At 62.6% G+C, this 15,660-nt stretch carries 12 protein-coding genes; 2 read left to right on the top strand and 10 right to left on the bottom strand.

The features are described from left to right. The first annotated feature begins 119 nt into the window (after window positions 1–119). Complete coding sequence (locus VGE08_RS07395; protein ID WP_331067215.1) at window positions 120–881, top strand: aspartate/glutamate racemase family protein; 762 nt, start codon at window positions 120–122, stop codon at window positions 879–881. On the opposite strand, the gene VGE08_RS07390 is transcribed toward VGE08_RS07395, so the two are convergent. The 10 genes from VGE08_RS07390 to VGE08_RS07345 form a co-directional block, all read right to left on the bottom strand. Then, entirely contained in the window at window positions 873–3,608 is a 2,736-nt protein-coding gene (locus VGE08_RS07390; protein WP_331067214.1) for a LuxR C-terminal-related transcriptional regulator, read from the bottom strand. The two genes, VGE08_RS07395 and VGE08_RS07390, sit on opposite strands and share 9 nt — an antisense overlap. A 15-nt stretch (window positions 3,609–3,623) precedes the next feature. Further along, window positions 3,624–4,682, bottom strand: a complete 1,059-nt coding sequence (locus VGE08_RS07385) for a histone deacetylase family protein (RefSeq protein ID WP_331067213.1) — start codon at window positions 4,680–4,682, stop codon at window positions 3,624–3,626. A 50-nt stretch (window positions 4,683–4,732) separates the two neighbouring features. After that, the gene (locus VGE08_RS07380) at window positions 4,733–5,512 is read right to left on the bottom strand and encodes an aspartate/glutamate racemase family protein (RefSeq protein WP_331067212.1); all 780 of its coding nucleotides are present in this window, start codon (window positions 5,510–5,512) and stop codon (window positions 4,733–4,735) included. Next, window positions 5,509–6,807: a cytosine permease gene (locus VGE08_RS07375; protein WP_331067211.1), complete on the bottom strand. Its 1,299-nt coding sequence runs from the start codon at window positions 6,805–6,807 to the stop codon at window positions 5,509–5,511. The genes VGE08_RS07380 and VGE08_RS07375 overlap by 4 nt, the downstream gene beginning before the upstream one ends. A gap of 11 nt (window positions 6,808–6,818) precedes the next feature. Next, window positions 6,819–8,990, bottom strand: coding sequence for a TonB-dependent receptor (locus tag VGE08_RS07370; RefSeq protein WP_331067210.1), 2,172 nt, complete (start codon window positions 8,988–8,990; stop codon window positions 6,819–6,821). Between the two features lie 31 nt (window positions 8,991–9,021). After that, entirely contained in the window at window positions 9,022–10,215 is a 1,194-nt protein-coding gene (locus tag VGE08_RS07365) for a DUF917 domain-containing protein (RefSeq protein ID WP_331067209.1), read from the bottom strand. Beyond that, window positions 10,216–11,793, bottom strand: coding sequence for a hydantoinase/oxoprolinase family protein (locus VGE08_RS07360; RefSeq protein ID WP_331067208.1), 1,578 nt, complete (start codon window positions 11,791–11,793; stop codon window positions 10,216–10,218). It lies immediately after the preceding gene. Between the two features lie 429 nt (window positions 11,794–12,222). After that, complete coding sequence (locus VGE08_RS07355) at window positions 12,223–12,756, bottom strand: peptidylprolyl isomerase (protein WP_331067207.1); 534 nt, start codon at window positions 12,754–12,756, stop codon at window positions 12,223–12,225. Window position 12,757: 1 nt separating this feature from the next. Further along, window positions 12,758–14,041: an MFS transporter gene (locus tag VGE08_RS07350; RefSeq protein ID WP_331067206.1), complete on the bottom strand. Its 1,284-nt coding sequence runs from the start codon at window positions 14,039–14,041 to the stop codon at window positions 12,758–12,760. Between the two features lie 133 nt (window positions 14,042–14,174). Beyond that, window positions 14,175–14,768: an XRE family transcriptional regulator gene (locus tag VGE08_RS07345; RefSeq protein WP_331067205.1), complete on the bottom strand. Its 594-nt coding sequence runs from the start codon at window positions 14,766–14,768 to the stop codon at window positions 14,175–14,177. A gap of 121 nt (window positions 14,769–14,889) precedes the next feature. Between VGE08_RS07345 and VGE08_RS07340 the strand changes: the two genes are divergently transcribed. Further along, window positions 14,890–15,639, top strand: coding sequence for an aspartate/glutamate racemase family protein (locus tag VGE08_RS07340; RefSeq protein WP_331067204.1), 750 nt, complete (start codon window positions 14,890–14,892; stop codon window positions 15,637–15,639). The last annotated feature ends 21 nt before the right edge of the window (window positions 15,640–15,660 follow it).

Here is a 15,660-nt window from a genome sequence, read left to right as displayed (position 1 = left end):
GCGGGTGGTGTGGGGGGCGCAATCGGGTAGGTGCATTGCGACAGCGCACCCGATCTGGCATATCCGAGAACTGGATATCGCACCTCGATCGCACGGCATCGACCGGCTGGGAGCTGCAAATGGTAGGCAAACATCCGTTACGGATTCGCATCGTCACTCCGCTCTGCGACGTCTCGGAGGAACAACGCCGGGCGACGCTCGCCGAGGTCGTTCAGTTCACCGACCTGGGCATCGAGTTCGACATCGTCGCGCTAGCGGCCGGCCCGGCTTCGATCGAAAATCCCATCGACGATGCATTGGCCGCACCGCAAGTAGTGGTAGAGGCCCTCAAAGCCGAGCAGGCCGGGATCGACGCCGTCATCATCGATTGCATGGGCGACCCGGGATTGATGCCGGCGCGCGAGGCGGTCTCGATTCCTGTAGTCGGCCCTGGCGAGGCCTCCTTGCACTTTGCGGCAATGATGGGCCACCGTGTCGGCTGTGTATCGGTGCTCGAGAGCGTGCGTCCGATGCTGTTCGCGCATGCACGGGCCTACGGCCTTGCCGAGAAGCTCGTCAGCGTACGAACGATCGACGTGCCGGTGCTGGAGATCGAACACAACCTGGCGAAGTTGTCGGAGCTGCTCTACTTGGAGTCGCATCGCATGATCGTGCAGGATCGTGTGGATACCATCGTGCTGGGTTGCACAGGCTTTCTCGGCGTCGCCGATGAGTTGGAACAGCGCCTGCGTACGGAGGCGAACTACCGAGTTCCCGTGATCAGCCCGCTGCCGGCAGCAGCGCTGCTGGCGGCGTCGATGGTGTGGGGTGGTCTGCGGCATAGCCGTCGTGCATACCCTCAGGCGGACAGAACACGATTGCCGCTCGTCATCTCACAATAGTTTCGTGGCGCGCTGGGACACTATCGACAGCAGCGCACGCTCCCGACCGATTCGCACCGCCTCGTCGCGCGTTGAAACACCGAGCTTGGAAAAGAGCCCCCGCGTATGAAACTTGACCGTGTTGGGAGAGATCTTGAGCCTGCGTGCAATCTCCTTGTTCGAGAATCCACGATCGAGCTCCTGCAATACGTCGCGTTCCGCCGGTGTCAGAAGAAGGCGGTCGGATCCACGCCGTCGCTCGGCACGCTGCAAATCTCGACGCAGCTCGCGCAGGAAACTGTCGCGATAGCGGTCTGCAGGCAGAATCACATCGCCCGCCAGCACACGATCGATCAACGACGCCAGCGCCGAACCGTGCTCGATGTACGGCCGTCGAATGCCTGTCAGCGCGCCCGCGCGAATTGCTGCATCCAGTGTCGTCGCAGCTTCATCCGTACAGCCGCAGGCCAGCCTCGCCTGCGCTGACACCAGCAGCAGCGTTACCAGCGTGCGAACATCACCGCTGCGCTCCACACGGCCAACAAACTGTTCCATCAACTCGATCGCAATCTCACTGCCACCCTGAGCAAGCGCCGCCATCGCGCGCGCGATGGCAATCGTGATTCCGAGGCGCTGTGGGTAGGTGGCGAGCTCACTCTCGGCAACCTGCGCCAATGCACCCTCAATCCCGAGGGCGTCGTGAGAACAGCTACCGAGCGAAAGATAGTGCGCTGACGCGGCGTCGGCAAAGATCTTCAATCGCGCTATGGAGCGAACGCCTGCGATGCGGCGAGCCCGCTCCAGAACCGCCAACGTTGCGTCGAGTCCTTGCATTTGCCATGCGATGGCGGCTGCGGCTGCATATGCCGCCGCATAGAGCTCATACCAGCCTTCGCTTTGCTCCACGATGGGCAGCGCCCGATCCAGCCGGGCCGATGCCTCCTCGAGCTGCCCACGCTCGACCAGCAGCTCGGCGATGTAGATCGAGCTATGCGCGCCAATGTCGACACCCGCACCGAAATTCAGCTCGATCTCCTTCTCGGTCTGCCGCAGCAGTGTTTCCGCCTCTTCCAGTCGACCGCGTGCAAAGTGCGCTCTGGACTGCGTGAAACGCAGAAAGACCTCGCCGTACAACGAGCCCATGACACGGTAGCGCTGGATGGCGTCATCGCAGCACTCGAGCGATTCGCGGAACATTCCAAGCTCGTAATACTTGGTGGCCAGCGAATCAGCGAGCACCGCATGGACCACGTTGTCGTGGCGCTGAATCCGCGCCCGCAGCGCCTGCAGCCGAGCGACTTCTCGCAGCGAGGCCGGCTGATCTGAATAGTCTTCGATGATATGCCTGACGATCTGCCGCGCCGTTTGATCCTCGTCTCCCTCCCCGTCCCGGCCGGTCGCATCGACACTGGCGAAGTACTCGCGGGCGCGCGTCATATCGCCCGCCTTGACGAACAGGAATGCCTGCGCGAGGGCCAGCGGCAGATGACGTCGCACGGTTGCCGGCGGCAGGGCATCGATCCCTTGACGAATCAGGTTGAAGCGGCCATCCATGATCAGCCGCCATCCGCCAGCGTCTATCAGTAACCTGGCTGCAAGCTCGTGATCGGCAGCGGCCAGCGCATGATGCACCGCCTGCTTGAGCTGGCCCTGCACCGCGAACCAGTCGGCCGCCCGTCGATGCAACTGCAACGCGGCGTCCGGGTCGTGTCGCGACAAACGATCGAGCAGAAAATCGCGCAGCAACGTGTGATAGCGAAACCAGCGGCACTCGTCACCGTCGGCCGTAACGAACAGATCGCGCTCATGCAGCTCCTCGAGCATCCGCCAGCTGTCGCGGCGGCCGGTCATGCAGTTCGCGAGATCGCCATTGATGCGTTCGAGAACCGAGGTATGCAGCAGAAAGCGCTGCACTTCGTCCGGCAACGTCCCGAGCACTTGCTCCGCGAGGTAACGCGCCAAGTCCGTAGTTCTGCCCGAGAAGTCCGTCACCAAACGCGCCCGCCGCTCGTCGCCGCGCAACCAGAGCTTCGCCATTTGCACGGCGATGGGCCAACCTTCGGTACGGTCGGTCAGCCGGAATGCTTCCGTGTTGCTCAGTTGTGCACCGGATGAAGCCAGCAGCGCCGCAACCTCTTCTGTCGAGAACCGCAGATCCGCGGCAGCGATCTCGATGAGCTCATCGCGAGCCCGCAGGTTCTCCAGATCGAAAGCCGGCGGCCCGCGCGAAGCGATCACGAAATGGACATGCCGCGGCAAGCTACGAAGCAACGAGCGGAACAGCGCATCGGTATCCGTGGACTGCGCACGCTGATACTCATCGAGCAGCAACACCAAAGGCTGTTGGCGGGCCAGTGTCAGGTTGACGAACGCCGCCACCATCGAGGGCAGCGGAATGCGCTCGTCCGGCCGGCCGAGACTCGATACGGGATCGAAGTCGATGTGCCGCAATGCCACCAACGAGGCGACGATATTGGCGAGGCAAATGGCCGGGCTCGATTCATCCTCGCCGAGAGTCAGCCAGGCAGTGGCCACGCGCCGGCGTCGCAGTTCCTTGAACCACTGCATCAGCAGGCTCGTCTTGCCGTAGCCGGCGCCTGCGTGGACGAGCGTCAAACGATGCGTCAGCACCTGGTCCAAACAGCCGACCAAACGGCGACGGACAACATGGCCTTCGTCACGGTCCTGTGGGGCGAGGCGCGTAGTCGCCAGTGTGAGATGCGTTGGAAAAGGGGGCGGCGTACTCACTCAGCAGACCATGATTTACCCTGCAATCGATCGAGCCTTCACCGCCGGCGCGGCGTCAAAGCCAAGCAGGACATTGGCGACGTTAACACCGATGGCGTCCAGATTGTAACCGCCCTCCATCACAAACAGCGTCGGCAACCCGAGCGCCGCCAGGCGCTGTCCCAGGCGCAGGTAATCGGCGGAGCGCAACTTGAAGCTGGCAATCGGATCGTGCTCGTAAGTGTCGACGCCGAGCGAAACGATCAGCGCGTCCGGCCGATGGCGGATGACTTGTTCGCAAGCGACTTCCAATGTCTCGAACCAACGCTGCGGTTCCGTGTTGCGGGGTAACGGCAGATTCACGTTGTAGCCCACACCGCGACCCACGCCGACTTCCTCGGCGTGGCCGAGGAACAGCGGATAGTCCTCATTCGGGTCGGCATGAATCGACACGAACTGCACATCGCCGCGCGCATAGAAAATCGACTGCGTGCCGTTGCCGTGGTGGTAGTCGACGTCGAGGATGCTGATCCGCGTCATGTCGTCTGCGACCAGCGACTGCGCAGCGATCGCTGCGTTGTTGAGGTAGCAGTAACCACCCAGGTAGGCGCTCGACGCGTGATGGCCAGGCGGACGGCACAACGCGAACGCCGCTCGCTCACCTTGAAGCAACAGCTGCGCACCCGTCAGCGCCGATTGGGCCGCTGCATATGCCGCCGACCAGACGCCTGCAGTGATCGGCGCCGTCGAATCAAATGAGTAATAGGCGAGCCGGCCGTAAATCGAGGTCGGTATCCGGCGACTCATGTCGGGCATCGGCCGGCAGCTGCAGACCGCGTTGCCCTCGCCACCCGCCGCACACCATTGCTGCCATGCGTGTTCCAGAAAGTCGACATAGTCTGGAGTGTGCACAGCTGTAATCGGTGAGCGGCCGAAATCTTTGGGTTCGAGCACCGGACCGATCTTCGCCGCGACGACCTGAGCGAGGATCGCATCTATGCGCGCGGGCTGCTCGTAACAGGGGACGACCTTATTCCCAAACAGCTCGCTGCCCGCGTGGTGTGCTCGATGAGCTGAACTGTAGATCGTTTTCAATTGATGCACTCCCCTCGTGCGCTCGCATCGCCTGCCGCAGCGGCAGTTCTTCAGTCCCGCGCCCTGTCGTACAGCTGCGGCAGGTCGTAGCCCCGCAGTGTCTTGCGTGTTGCCGGTGTCGGGTATGCGCGCTTGCTATGTGCGACGCCTGAGCGCTCGATGGCGACGAGTGTGCCAATAGCCAGGCGAGTTGGATTGATCACCGGCACATTGAGTTTCCGGGCGAGAAGTTCCTGTCGCAGCGCGGTCGCATGTTGTGAGAACTCAGTGCACCCGAGCACGATGACATCGGCATTGTTGTCGCAGACGATTCGACGTGACGCTTCCACGATTCGTGCGAAAGTCTCGTCGGGACTCGCCGCAGCCTCAGCGACGTGCAACCCGGTTCCGCGCACGCCTGCAAAGCGATCCTGCAGCCCCATCGATAGAACCTGCTGTTCGACCAGCGGGCCGGTATCGTCACGGATATCAACGATGCCGAACGCGTGCCCCAGAGTAGCGGCCAGCCGGAATGCGATCTCGGCGGCACCGACCACGGGAATTTCCAGCGCGCAACGTAGCGCTGCAAGTCCGGGATCGAGCATGCAGTCGATCAGGATGCCGCGCGCCCCGGCAGCCTGCGATGCGATACCGGCGCGCAATACGCCTGGAATCGCGAAGGCATCATCCGTGAAGTTCTCTATCGAAGTCGGCCCGGCATCGAGCATGCGGCCGACGACACGCACTCCAACCTGGTCCGCGCACTCGACATCGAGAAGCGCCTGGTACCGCGCCAGCGTGATGGCGGATGACTCGACGATCGGCGCAATCGTGTGAATCTCGAGTGTCACGAACTGCTCCCACATTCTGCCGCGCGGTGCGGAGCCCGCCAGCGCATCAAACCGTAGTACACAACGCCCGCAAGCAACAATGCATCCAGCGCTGGAATCAACGTGAGCGTCAGGTGCTGGCTGGCGGTCAACAACCCGGTGCAGGAACCGATGGCCCATGCCGCAAAGCCCGGCCATCGAATGGACGGCCCACGCTCCAGGGTCGCCACGTCGTACTTGCCGTGCACCACCAGAAAGAAGTCGGTCACGTAGATCGCCGCGACAGGCGTCATCAGCACGCCGAGACCAATCAGGAACGGCATGAAAAGTTCGATGATGCCCGACAGCGCGACACCAGTGCCCAGAGCACCGGCAATCAGCGTCAGTTGCCAGCTGCGCACGTTGCGGAAACTCGCAGCCAAGCTCAGGCCAGCTCCATAGACATTCGCTGCGTTGGACGTCCACGTGGCGAACACCAGCACGAACAGCGCAGGCAGCCCCAGGCCAAGGCCCAGCAGGATCTTCATGAAGTCGATCTCACCGGTGACCAGGCTTGGTATCGTCGCCGACAGCAGAATGATCGGCGCTCCGATTCCGTACGAGACAAACATGCTGCCGACGGCCCCTCGCCGTGACGAAACATAGCGCGTCATGTCCGGCATGCAGGCGGCGCCGACCATACTGCCGCCAGCCACGGCCGAGATGCCCAGACCGACGCTCATGGTCGGCGTGCGTGCGGCGAACAAGTTTGCAGACTCGCCGTGCGAGAGTGCGAAACCCATGATGGCTATCAGGATCACGAGCAGCAATGGCACGGCCATCCGCGACAATCGATCAAGAGACTTGAAACCGAACACCGTGGTCAGGACCATGAGCGCACTGCCGCCCGCCACATACAGCGGCCACACGCCCGGCTCACCATACATCTGGTTGACAGTAGCGACCATGGCGTCGCCAAACAGAGCTGCATTGACGCCAAACCAGCCGATCATCGTGCCGGCGAAGATCGCATTGACCAGCCGTGCGCCGCCCGTGCCGAACGCGAACTGAACGATCATGTAGGTGCTGAGGCGCGTCTGGGCGCCCACCAGAGCCGTCAGACTCGCAACGACCGACAGGATCAGGCCGCCGACGGTGAAGGCGAGCACCGCCCGTTCGAACCCGAGCGCCGTCCCCAGCTGCGCGCCGCCGACGAATGCCGGCAGCGCAATGCTGATGCCGATGATGATCAGCGCCACGCGCGTGGCGCTGACGGTTTGCGCGCCCGGCACCGGCTTGGTCGAGAAATCCTCTACCAGCGAACTCAGCTTGCTCAAGGGAATTCTCTCTAGAAGTTGAAGCGCAACGTGGCGCCGTATTCACGCGGACGCCCGAACCAGACGCTGGTGTGCGAGTCACCGATGGCGATCAGATCCTGCGCCCAGGTGATGTAGGTCTCGTCGGTCAGGTTCTTGCCCCAGAGATTGAGCTCCCAGCGGCCGTCGGCCGACGCATAGCGCACGAACGCATTGAGCAGCCCATAGCCGTCTTCCTGCTCGAACGGCGAGTTGATCGTCGTCTGGTAATAGCTGGAACGCTCGCTGTAGTCGCCGCCAAAAATCAACGAACCCTGGCTGCCGATCGGCTGCTCGTACTGCAAGCCCAAGCGCCAGTTCCAGTGCGACAGGCTCGGCAGTCGCGTGCGTTCCGTCACGAACGCCACCGGCGCGATGCGCTGCCAGCTTTCCTCGGCGTTGCCGATGCTGCCGGTGAGCGTCAACCGATCGGTGGCGCGGGCCTGCAGCTCGACCTCGAAGCCGGCGATATCGGCGTCCCCCGCGTTGTCGACCGGGAAGAACAGGTTGCCACCCGAGTCGACGCCGACGGTCAGCAGCTGGATGTCTTCGTACTTGTTCAAGAAACCGGCTATGTTCATCCGCACGCGATCGTCCAGCCACTGCGACTTCAGGCCGATTTCGTAGGCCAGCACTTCCTCCGGGTCGTAGGAAGTAAATTGGTTGCCGGCGGCCGGCCGGCCGTTGAAGCTGCCGCTCTTGAAGCCCTGCGTCGCGGAGACGTACAGCATCAGGTCATCGGTCGCCTGGAATTCAAGACCCAGTCGTGGCGAGACGTTATCCCAGCTCTCTTTACCTGTCACCCGGAAGGGAGCGGCCAGATCGTAGTTGCTCAGCGTCGATACCTTCTCCTCCTGGGTCCAGCGCGCTCCGACTGTCGCACTCAATCGCTGCGTGAGCTGGATGGACGCCTGCCCGAACGCCGCGTAGCTGCGTGTCTCGAGGTGGTTGTTCTGGGTGGCACCGGCTCCGTACGGCAGGAAGGCGTAGTAGGCGTAGTAGCGGTTGGTGATCGACTCGTCGATGTTTTCCTGCAGGAAGTACGCGCCCAGCAGCCACTTGATCCGCTCGGTGGCGCCGGACAGCTGGAATTCCTGGCTCACCTGGTCCTGGTCCTGACCGACCTCCTGGTCGTTGTAGATCGCCAGCGTGCCGTCGAAATCGGACGCCGATTCGCTTTCCATGGATCGATACGCGGTGATGGACTTCAGGCTGACGCCGCCGAGACTCCAGGTCGCCTCGATCGAGGCGCCCAGCACGTCGACATCGTCATTCGGTCGAACGCTGGTCGTGTTGTCCGTGCGCCGGTCGGCTGAAGGCGGGAAGTCGAGCACGTTGAGTCCCGTCAGCTGCTGGAAGTAGTCGCCACCCGCACTTGCGGCCACGTTCGTTGCGCCATGGGCCGCGATGTGCGCCCGACGGCGCGATCCATCGGCGCTGAACAGCACTTCGGTGGAATCCCCTGGCCGCCAAAGCAGCTGCACGCGACCGCTCATATCCTCGGCGTCTCCAAGTCGAACGCCGTCCAGCTCACGCTTCGCAAAACCATCGTTCTTGCGGAAGACGCCGGAAACTTTCGCAGTCAGATTGCCCGCGAGCGCCATGTTGGCCGAGAAACGCGCGTCGGTGCGGTTGAAGTTGCCGAGCGTGGCCTCCACATAGCCGCCGCGCGAGGGATCGGGCAGTTGCGAAACGACGTTGATCGCCCCGCCGATCGTGTTCTTGCCGAACAACGTTCCTTGCGGTCCCTTGAGAACTTCGATGCGCGCGATATCGGCAGTGTCGATGGCGGCGCCGATGGTGCGCCCGAGGTACACGCCGTCGAGATACAAGGAGACGCCGGGGTCGGAGGTCGCGACGAAATCGGTCTGGCCGATGCCGCGAATATAGAAATTGGCGCCGCTGCTGCTGCCCGAGTAGCCCGGGCTGACCTGCAGGTTGGGGGCGAGATGGTCAATCTGGCTCAGGTTCGTCACCGCGAGGCGTTCGAGCGTGCTGCTGGTCAGCGCAGTCACCGCCACCGGCGTGCGCTGGATATTCTCCTCCACCTTGCGCGCGGTGACGACGACTTCCTCGAGCGCGCTTGCGTCCTGCGCTGCCGCGTACTGAGGTAGCAGCGTCATCATCACGCTCGAAGCTGCGATACCTGCCAATGTCTTTTTCATAGCTCTGTCTCCCCTGGTTACCGCTGCAGGCTCAGGCCCGGGCGGGTGAATGCAGAAGCGATCGGTCATGCGACCAGCCCTGGATGGATTCGATGGGTCGATAGGCTTCAGGGATGCCGAAAGCCCGCGGCCCAAGAACGGCAAGTGCGCGTTCGCTGCGCAGGATCGGCGGCACACTCACACCGACCAGCTTCAGCCGCTGGCCGTAGCGCAGCTGCTCGGTGGCCACAGGTTCGGCGGTCTCACGATCGAGGAAGGTCAGGATATCGGGTACCGATGCGAGCACGGCATCGTCGCGACGCGCGATTAGATTTTCGTTCTGGAACTCGACCACGATTCGCTCGGCGGATTCGAACGCCTCGAGGACACAGCGGCCGACCGCGAAGCCGCCGGTGGTTGCGCGTTGCAGATCGACAACTTTGCCATCGACCAGCACCCCGCCATAGCAGTAATAGCTGGAGTTGCGTAGACAGTCGATCAGAGCCTGGAACGGGTCCTGACCCGCACGACGCGCTAGCCGCAGCGCCCGGCCAATCGAAATGGCGAGCGATACCGTGCCACGCACGGCATGCTGCTTCATTTGATACCCGCTGCCCGCGTAGTCGATGACGTGACAGGCGCCGCCCATCGCAATCGACATGACGCGCAGGATTCGCTCCTCCTCGGCGTTGCTGGCCGCATCGAACACGAACGTATTGCCCTTGTCGTCGGTGACGATGGCCGGATTTGCAGTACAGCCGTGGACGTTGAAAATGACCATCTGCGATTCAGGAAATGCACGTCCCATACCGTCGCAGTCGACCACCGGAAGGCCGCGCTGCGCCGCCAGCAGCAGCGGAGACAGCCCATTGCTACCCCCGATCTCGATCGGACACACGGCATACACGCGCTGGTGCTTGACCTGTTCCAGCCTGAGCAAGCCGCGAGCCGCTTCGGAGCCGTTTGGCAATTTTTCATCGGACACCGTGGGCGCCCCCATCCAGCCACATGGCGCAACTAGCGCATCGTCCGGCACTGCGGCGAGATCGATCAGCGAAATGCGCTGACCTGCGGCAAACGCCGCCTCCAGCTGCAGCAACACTGCTCGTGGCGAGCCACCGCCGCCGGAACCGAGGAATGACGCGCCCAAGGCCATGTCTCGCACGTCATCGACAGTCAGCTCGCGCGCGCCTCGAATCGATGCTGCCTCAATTTGATCGGACGCAACGTCGCGCATGCCACGCATTCAAATGAACTCCAGATTGCCTACCGCCCGAGCGCGAACACGCACTGTCTCGCCGGGCAGATAGTTGAGGGCGACCTCATCCATATCGATGATCTCTATCGTTGCCGGCGCCGCGCCCGCTGCCGCCGCAACACGCACTGCCTCTGCGCGAACCTCAGCAAGCGCAGTCTCGCGACCGCCTGCGGCGTACGAGCACACCCGATCCACTTCACCGCCGACCTGAGCGATCGCGGCACCGATGGCGTTCGCTACTGAAGCGTGCTCGGGCCGCTCGAGTGTGGATGCTCCGCGCGGAGTCTCTTGAAGCAGGAACGCGCCCCCACCTACAACCACGACCGGCACGTCGCCGCTCGCTGTTTTCATACGATCGATGCCGCTTTCGATCATGAGGCGCGCGCGCGCCAGAATCGCGTCGCGAACCGGCTGCGACAAGCTCGGCACCCGTTGGCGATCGCCGAAGTCAGCGAAGCCCGCCGCAACCGCGACGTCGCTCATGGTCAATGTTTCCCCGCCGAACAAGTAAGCATCCTGCGGCAGGCGCAAACCGACCGAGTCCGGACCGATGGCGAAATCGCAGTCCGAAAGGCCCGCGGCGTCGAACAGTCGCGACGGCAAATGCACGCGCGTGCCACCGCCGAGACCGATCGCGAGCACGTCCGGCATTCGAAAGTTGGTGCGCACGCCACCAATGTCCGCTGACAATGAAGATTCGCGGGGGAAGCCTTTGGCGAGCACGCCTATGTCGCTGGTCGTGCCGCCGATATCGATGACGATTGCATCGCGACGCCCCGTCAGGAACGCCGCGCCGCGAATGCTGTTGGTCGGCCCGGAACCAAACGTAAGAATCGGCAGGCGTTCTGCGCAGTCCGCCGACATGAGCGTGCCATCGTTCTGCGTTACGAAGAACGGCGCTTTGATCCCCAGCCGCTGCAGCGCTTCCCGAAACGAGACGACGACTTCCGAGGCGAGCGAGGCCAGCGAAGCATTCATGATCGCGGCGTTCTCACGCTCGAGAAGCCCGACTCGCCCGATGCTGCTCGACAGGGTAATGCTGGCTGTGGGGAACTCTTCGCGCACGATGGCCGCTGCCCGCTCCTCCATGCCCGAATTCACCGGAGCGAAGGCGGAGCTGATCGCGATGGCCCGCAGATCCTGACGCCGCAACTGGCGCGCCGCCTCGCGCACGCGCGCCCCGTCGAATGGAGCAATCTCCCGACCATCGAACTCGTAACCGCCGGGGAGCATGAACGTACGACCTTCGACCGCCTCTCGCAGTGGTCCCGGCCATCCGATCATCGGTGGCAACGCCTCACCCGAAGGACTTGCCAACCGTATCACGCCGACATGCAGCAACCCTCGGGCTTCCACGAATGCGTTGGTGAAGTGCGTGGTGCCGATCATTACGATGCGAACATCGGTGCTCGCGATGCCGCTGTCGGCGATGACCGCGCTCAGCGCGGCCATGATTCCGGTCTCGACCGGCCGCGTCGTCGGACGCTTCGCCCAGGCGACGAGCCGGCGGCCATCCATCAGAACGGCGTCAGTGTTGGTGCCGCCCACGTCGATCCCGATACGCAATGTTTTTCCCCGGGATGTAGTCGTTTATGGTAGCTAGACTACACGCGTCGACCTCCAGCGCCGGGGCCGGCGTGGGTGGGGTCGCGTCAAAAAATGGATAGGACGAGCGGCACGTGCGTGATGTCACGACAGCTGCCCTCGACCTTGCGCCGGCCTGCATGGTCGACTTGAACCAGCAGATGTCAGGTCTGGTACGCGTCAGTCGTCGAACGGGCCTTGGACGCCACGAAACGCCAACTGGAAGCACCGGGCCATTCGATCGCTCATAGGCAAATACAGAGCGGCTTGCGTTCCATTCAAATCGGTTCTTCTCGTGGCCGCCGATGCTCGAGTTGCTCGCGACACTCGATTCAGCAGCACATCATCAAGCTCTTCGACGCAAGGACTCTCAACATGGCACTCGGTCCAACCACGCGCCGCATCGCCAGGCTACATCATGAGCGCTGCCGAGAGGATCGGGACGGGTTGGCGGAGCATCAAGTCACACTCGGCCAACATCCAGATTGCACGAACAACTTCCATGCCGTCCAGGACCTGACCGAATGCCGCAAATCCTTGCCCGTCCGGGTGGCGTCGCCCGCCGTGATCCAGCTCCGGCTGATCGCCGAGACAGATGAAGAAGCTGCCAGCAGCGGATCCCAGGCGGCGACGCGCCATGGAGAGAGTGCCTTTGCGATGCCGCAGGCCCGTCCGACACGTGGGCTCATGTTCGATCGGAGAAAATGGCGGCGGCAGGTCTTCGCTCAACCCTCCCTGAATGATGTTGATCTTGTTTTTCTCCGCGGCTTGGTTGCAAGGCGCAGCAATGCGGTAGAACGATGTGCCGCCGATCAGCCCGCACCGCACGTACTTCAGAAAGTTGTCGGCTGTGACCGGAGCCGCGGCGACGTCGATGCCAACGGTAATCGTCCCCATTGCGGTGACAATCGCCACGCGCTGCTCGGGTGCTTGCACACTGGGCATTTCAGGTGCTCTCGCGCTTCCAAGCCTCGGCGCGCTCGAGGCTCGAGATGTAGGGTCGTATACCGACGAGCAGCACAACCGTAGCCAAGAGCGCTGCGCAGCCGCCGACGATGGACATCGAATACCCGAGCGCGCTGTCGTTGCCAAAGACGTAGTCCGTGGCTAGCGCCACCAGCAAAGGCCCGCTACCGATTCCGAGCAAATTCGAAAAGAACAGGTAGATGGCAGATACCTGCCCCCGCAGCTGATTCGGGGTGATCTGCTGGATCGCCGACACCGCGAGCCCGAATGGGAAGCTTCCAAAGAAGAGCGCCGGCGCCATCAGCCCCAGCACCCAAGCGCTCGAAGACATCAGCGGCATCACCGCCGTCGGAATGATGGCGCAAGCCGATCCGATAGCAGCGGCGACGAAGCAGGCGCCGCGCACGCCGCGTTTCTGGAGGTGATCGGAGAACCATCCGCCGGCGACCACACCGGCTCCTCCGAAAATCCCGATCATCAAGCCGTACCCGGCGCCGGCCTGCCCGACGCTCCAACCGTGGAGCCGAATCAGGAACGTGGGTGTCCACAGCGCCATGCCGTTGATCAGCAGACAGAGCAGCCCAAATCCCAAGAAATGGGTTACATACGTTGCTCGATGGAGAGCGACGTATGATAAAACCTCGCGGAGCGGGACGGACCGGACTTGGGCTCCCGCTTTCCGAAGAGCGCCACGCCGGCGCGGCTCCCGAACCGTCCACACCAGCACACAGAGCGCCAACCCAGGCAAACCGACGATCAAGAAAGCAACGCGCCACGCTTCGAGCGGACCGATGATGGGAAACTGAAACGCCGGCAAGCCGTGCAGGGTGCCCATGACACCGCCGCCGATTAGGTAGGCCAACGCCATCCCAAGATATGTGCCCATGACATAAATACTGAGGGCGCGCGACAGTCTGTCGGGCGGGAAGTAGTCGCTGATGATCGAATAGGCGGCCGGCGAAAGGGCCGCCTCGCCCACTCCGACTCCCATTCGCGTTAGAAACAACTGCCAGAAGGTCTTTGCCAACCCGCAGACGGCAGTCATCACGCTCCAAATCAGGACGCCCAGAGAGATGATGCCGATACGGTGACGACTGTCTACCAGCCGACCGATCGGCAGGCCGAGAAGGGTGTAGAACAGAGCGAAAGCCAAGCCGTGCAGGAGGCTGATCTGCGTATCCGTGATCTGCAGATCCTGTCTGATCGGATCGACCAGCAACGTGAGGATGGTTCTGTCTACATAAGAAAAGACGTAGAGAGTCATGAGCATGAGGACGGCGAACCACGCCCTCGTCGCGGCAGGGTAACCCTCATCGGGCGCAGCGACATCCACTCGCGGTCCGCTCGTCGGCGTCGATGCTCGCCCAGGTTCCGCGTAGTGATGCCGTGAGCTCATGTCAGCTCGCCTGTGGAAACAAGACAACAGAACCTACCCACAAGATTCTTGCCTCGCGTTTGTTGGGATTGTTGAGGGAGAGCGAGCTCGAGAGTTGGTAGTGCATGCTGTCGCCAGCCTTCAGGGTGAAGGACGTGCGCCGGTATTCGCCGGTGACCGAGCCATTCAACATGTACAGAAAGCCCTCGCCGAGATGTCTTTCCCCGATACTGTCAGCCTGGGAAACATGGCCTGGAGGCAGAACGAAGATCAGCGGCTCGAGCTTCTGCTCCGGAAAGGCATTGCTCAGCCGGATATAGGTGATCGGGGAGTCGACCTCGATGTATTCGGGGTCGGTCCCGCGCTTGATCAAGCACTCCTTCTGCGTGGCTTCGACGAAGTAATTCACTGCCACGCCCAGCGTCTCCGAGATTTGCAGAAGCGAGATGATGGACGGGCTCGTCACCCCGCGCTCGATCTGGGATATGAACGCGACCGAGAGACCCGAGCGCTCGGCCAGCTCCTTCAGCGTCAGGCCGAGTTCTTTGCGCCTCACTCGGACGGCCGGGCCGATGTTGATCCTGTCTTTGCGTCCTGAAGTTCGCTTGCGTGCCATTCGACCTTGCTCTTGACCGCCCGCAGCGCCTGGTGCACGCCGCCTTGTCGTTGCAGAATATAGCATAATTTATAGTATAGTAGTCTTTTCTAACATGCGCTCTCACCCGGAGGCATTCGCAATGGTGACGGTCCACCTCATCGTGCCAACCACGACCGAGTTCGAATTCGCAGCCGGCCTGCGCCATCTCGAAGGTCCTGAGTTGCGGATCACCCAATCCCACATCACCCGTGGACCCGCTTCCATCGAAAGCGAGTTCGACGAGTTGCTCTGCGGGGCGGGAGTCATCGAGAACGCCATCCGCGCCCAGAACGACGGAGCCGATGCGATCGTGATCGTCTGCATGGGCGATCCCGCGCTATACGCGGTTCGCGAAGCTGTATCCATCCCAGTGCTCGGCATAGGGGAAACGGCAATGCACTACGCCGCGATGCTGGGCCACCGCTTCAGCGTTCTGCCCACGCTCGAGCGTCGCCGGGTGACGTACGAAATCAAAGCTCGTTTGTATGGCCTCGATAGCAAATTGGCCTCTGTGCGACCGACCAACATCCCAGTGCTCGCAATTGAGGATGACCACACAGCCACGCTCGAACGACTGGTGGACTGCGCCGCCGCGGCAATTGTCGAGGACGGAGCCGACGTGATCGTCCTGGGGTGCGGATGTTTTCAAGACATGGACCGAATGATGGAGGACGCCCTCCGCCAGCGAGGCATGAACGTGCCCGTGATCGATTCCACTCCCCTCACGGTCCTCTCCGCCGCCGCTCTTGCCCGCACCCGCCTGACTCACAGCAAGCGAGCCTATCCGGCGCCGCCGCCCAAAGAGATGAAGGGATACGATCTCCTTTGCCTGGCGCGGCACGCTGAATGAAGTCCGGCCGCCTACGCAGCC

Source organism: Steroidobacter sp., assembly GCF_036406195.1.
Lineage (GTDB): Bacteria > Pseudomonadota > Gammaproteobacteria > Steroidobacterales > Steroidobacteraceae > Steroidobacter.
The sequence above is the reverse complement of the archived record's forward strand: the minus strand, read 5'-3'. Positions and strand labels throughout refer to the sequence as shown.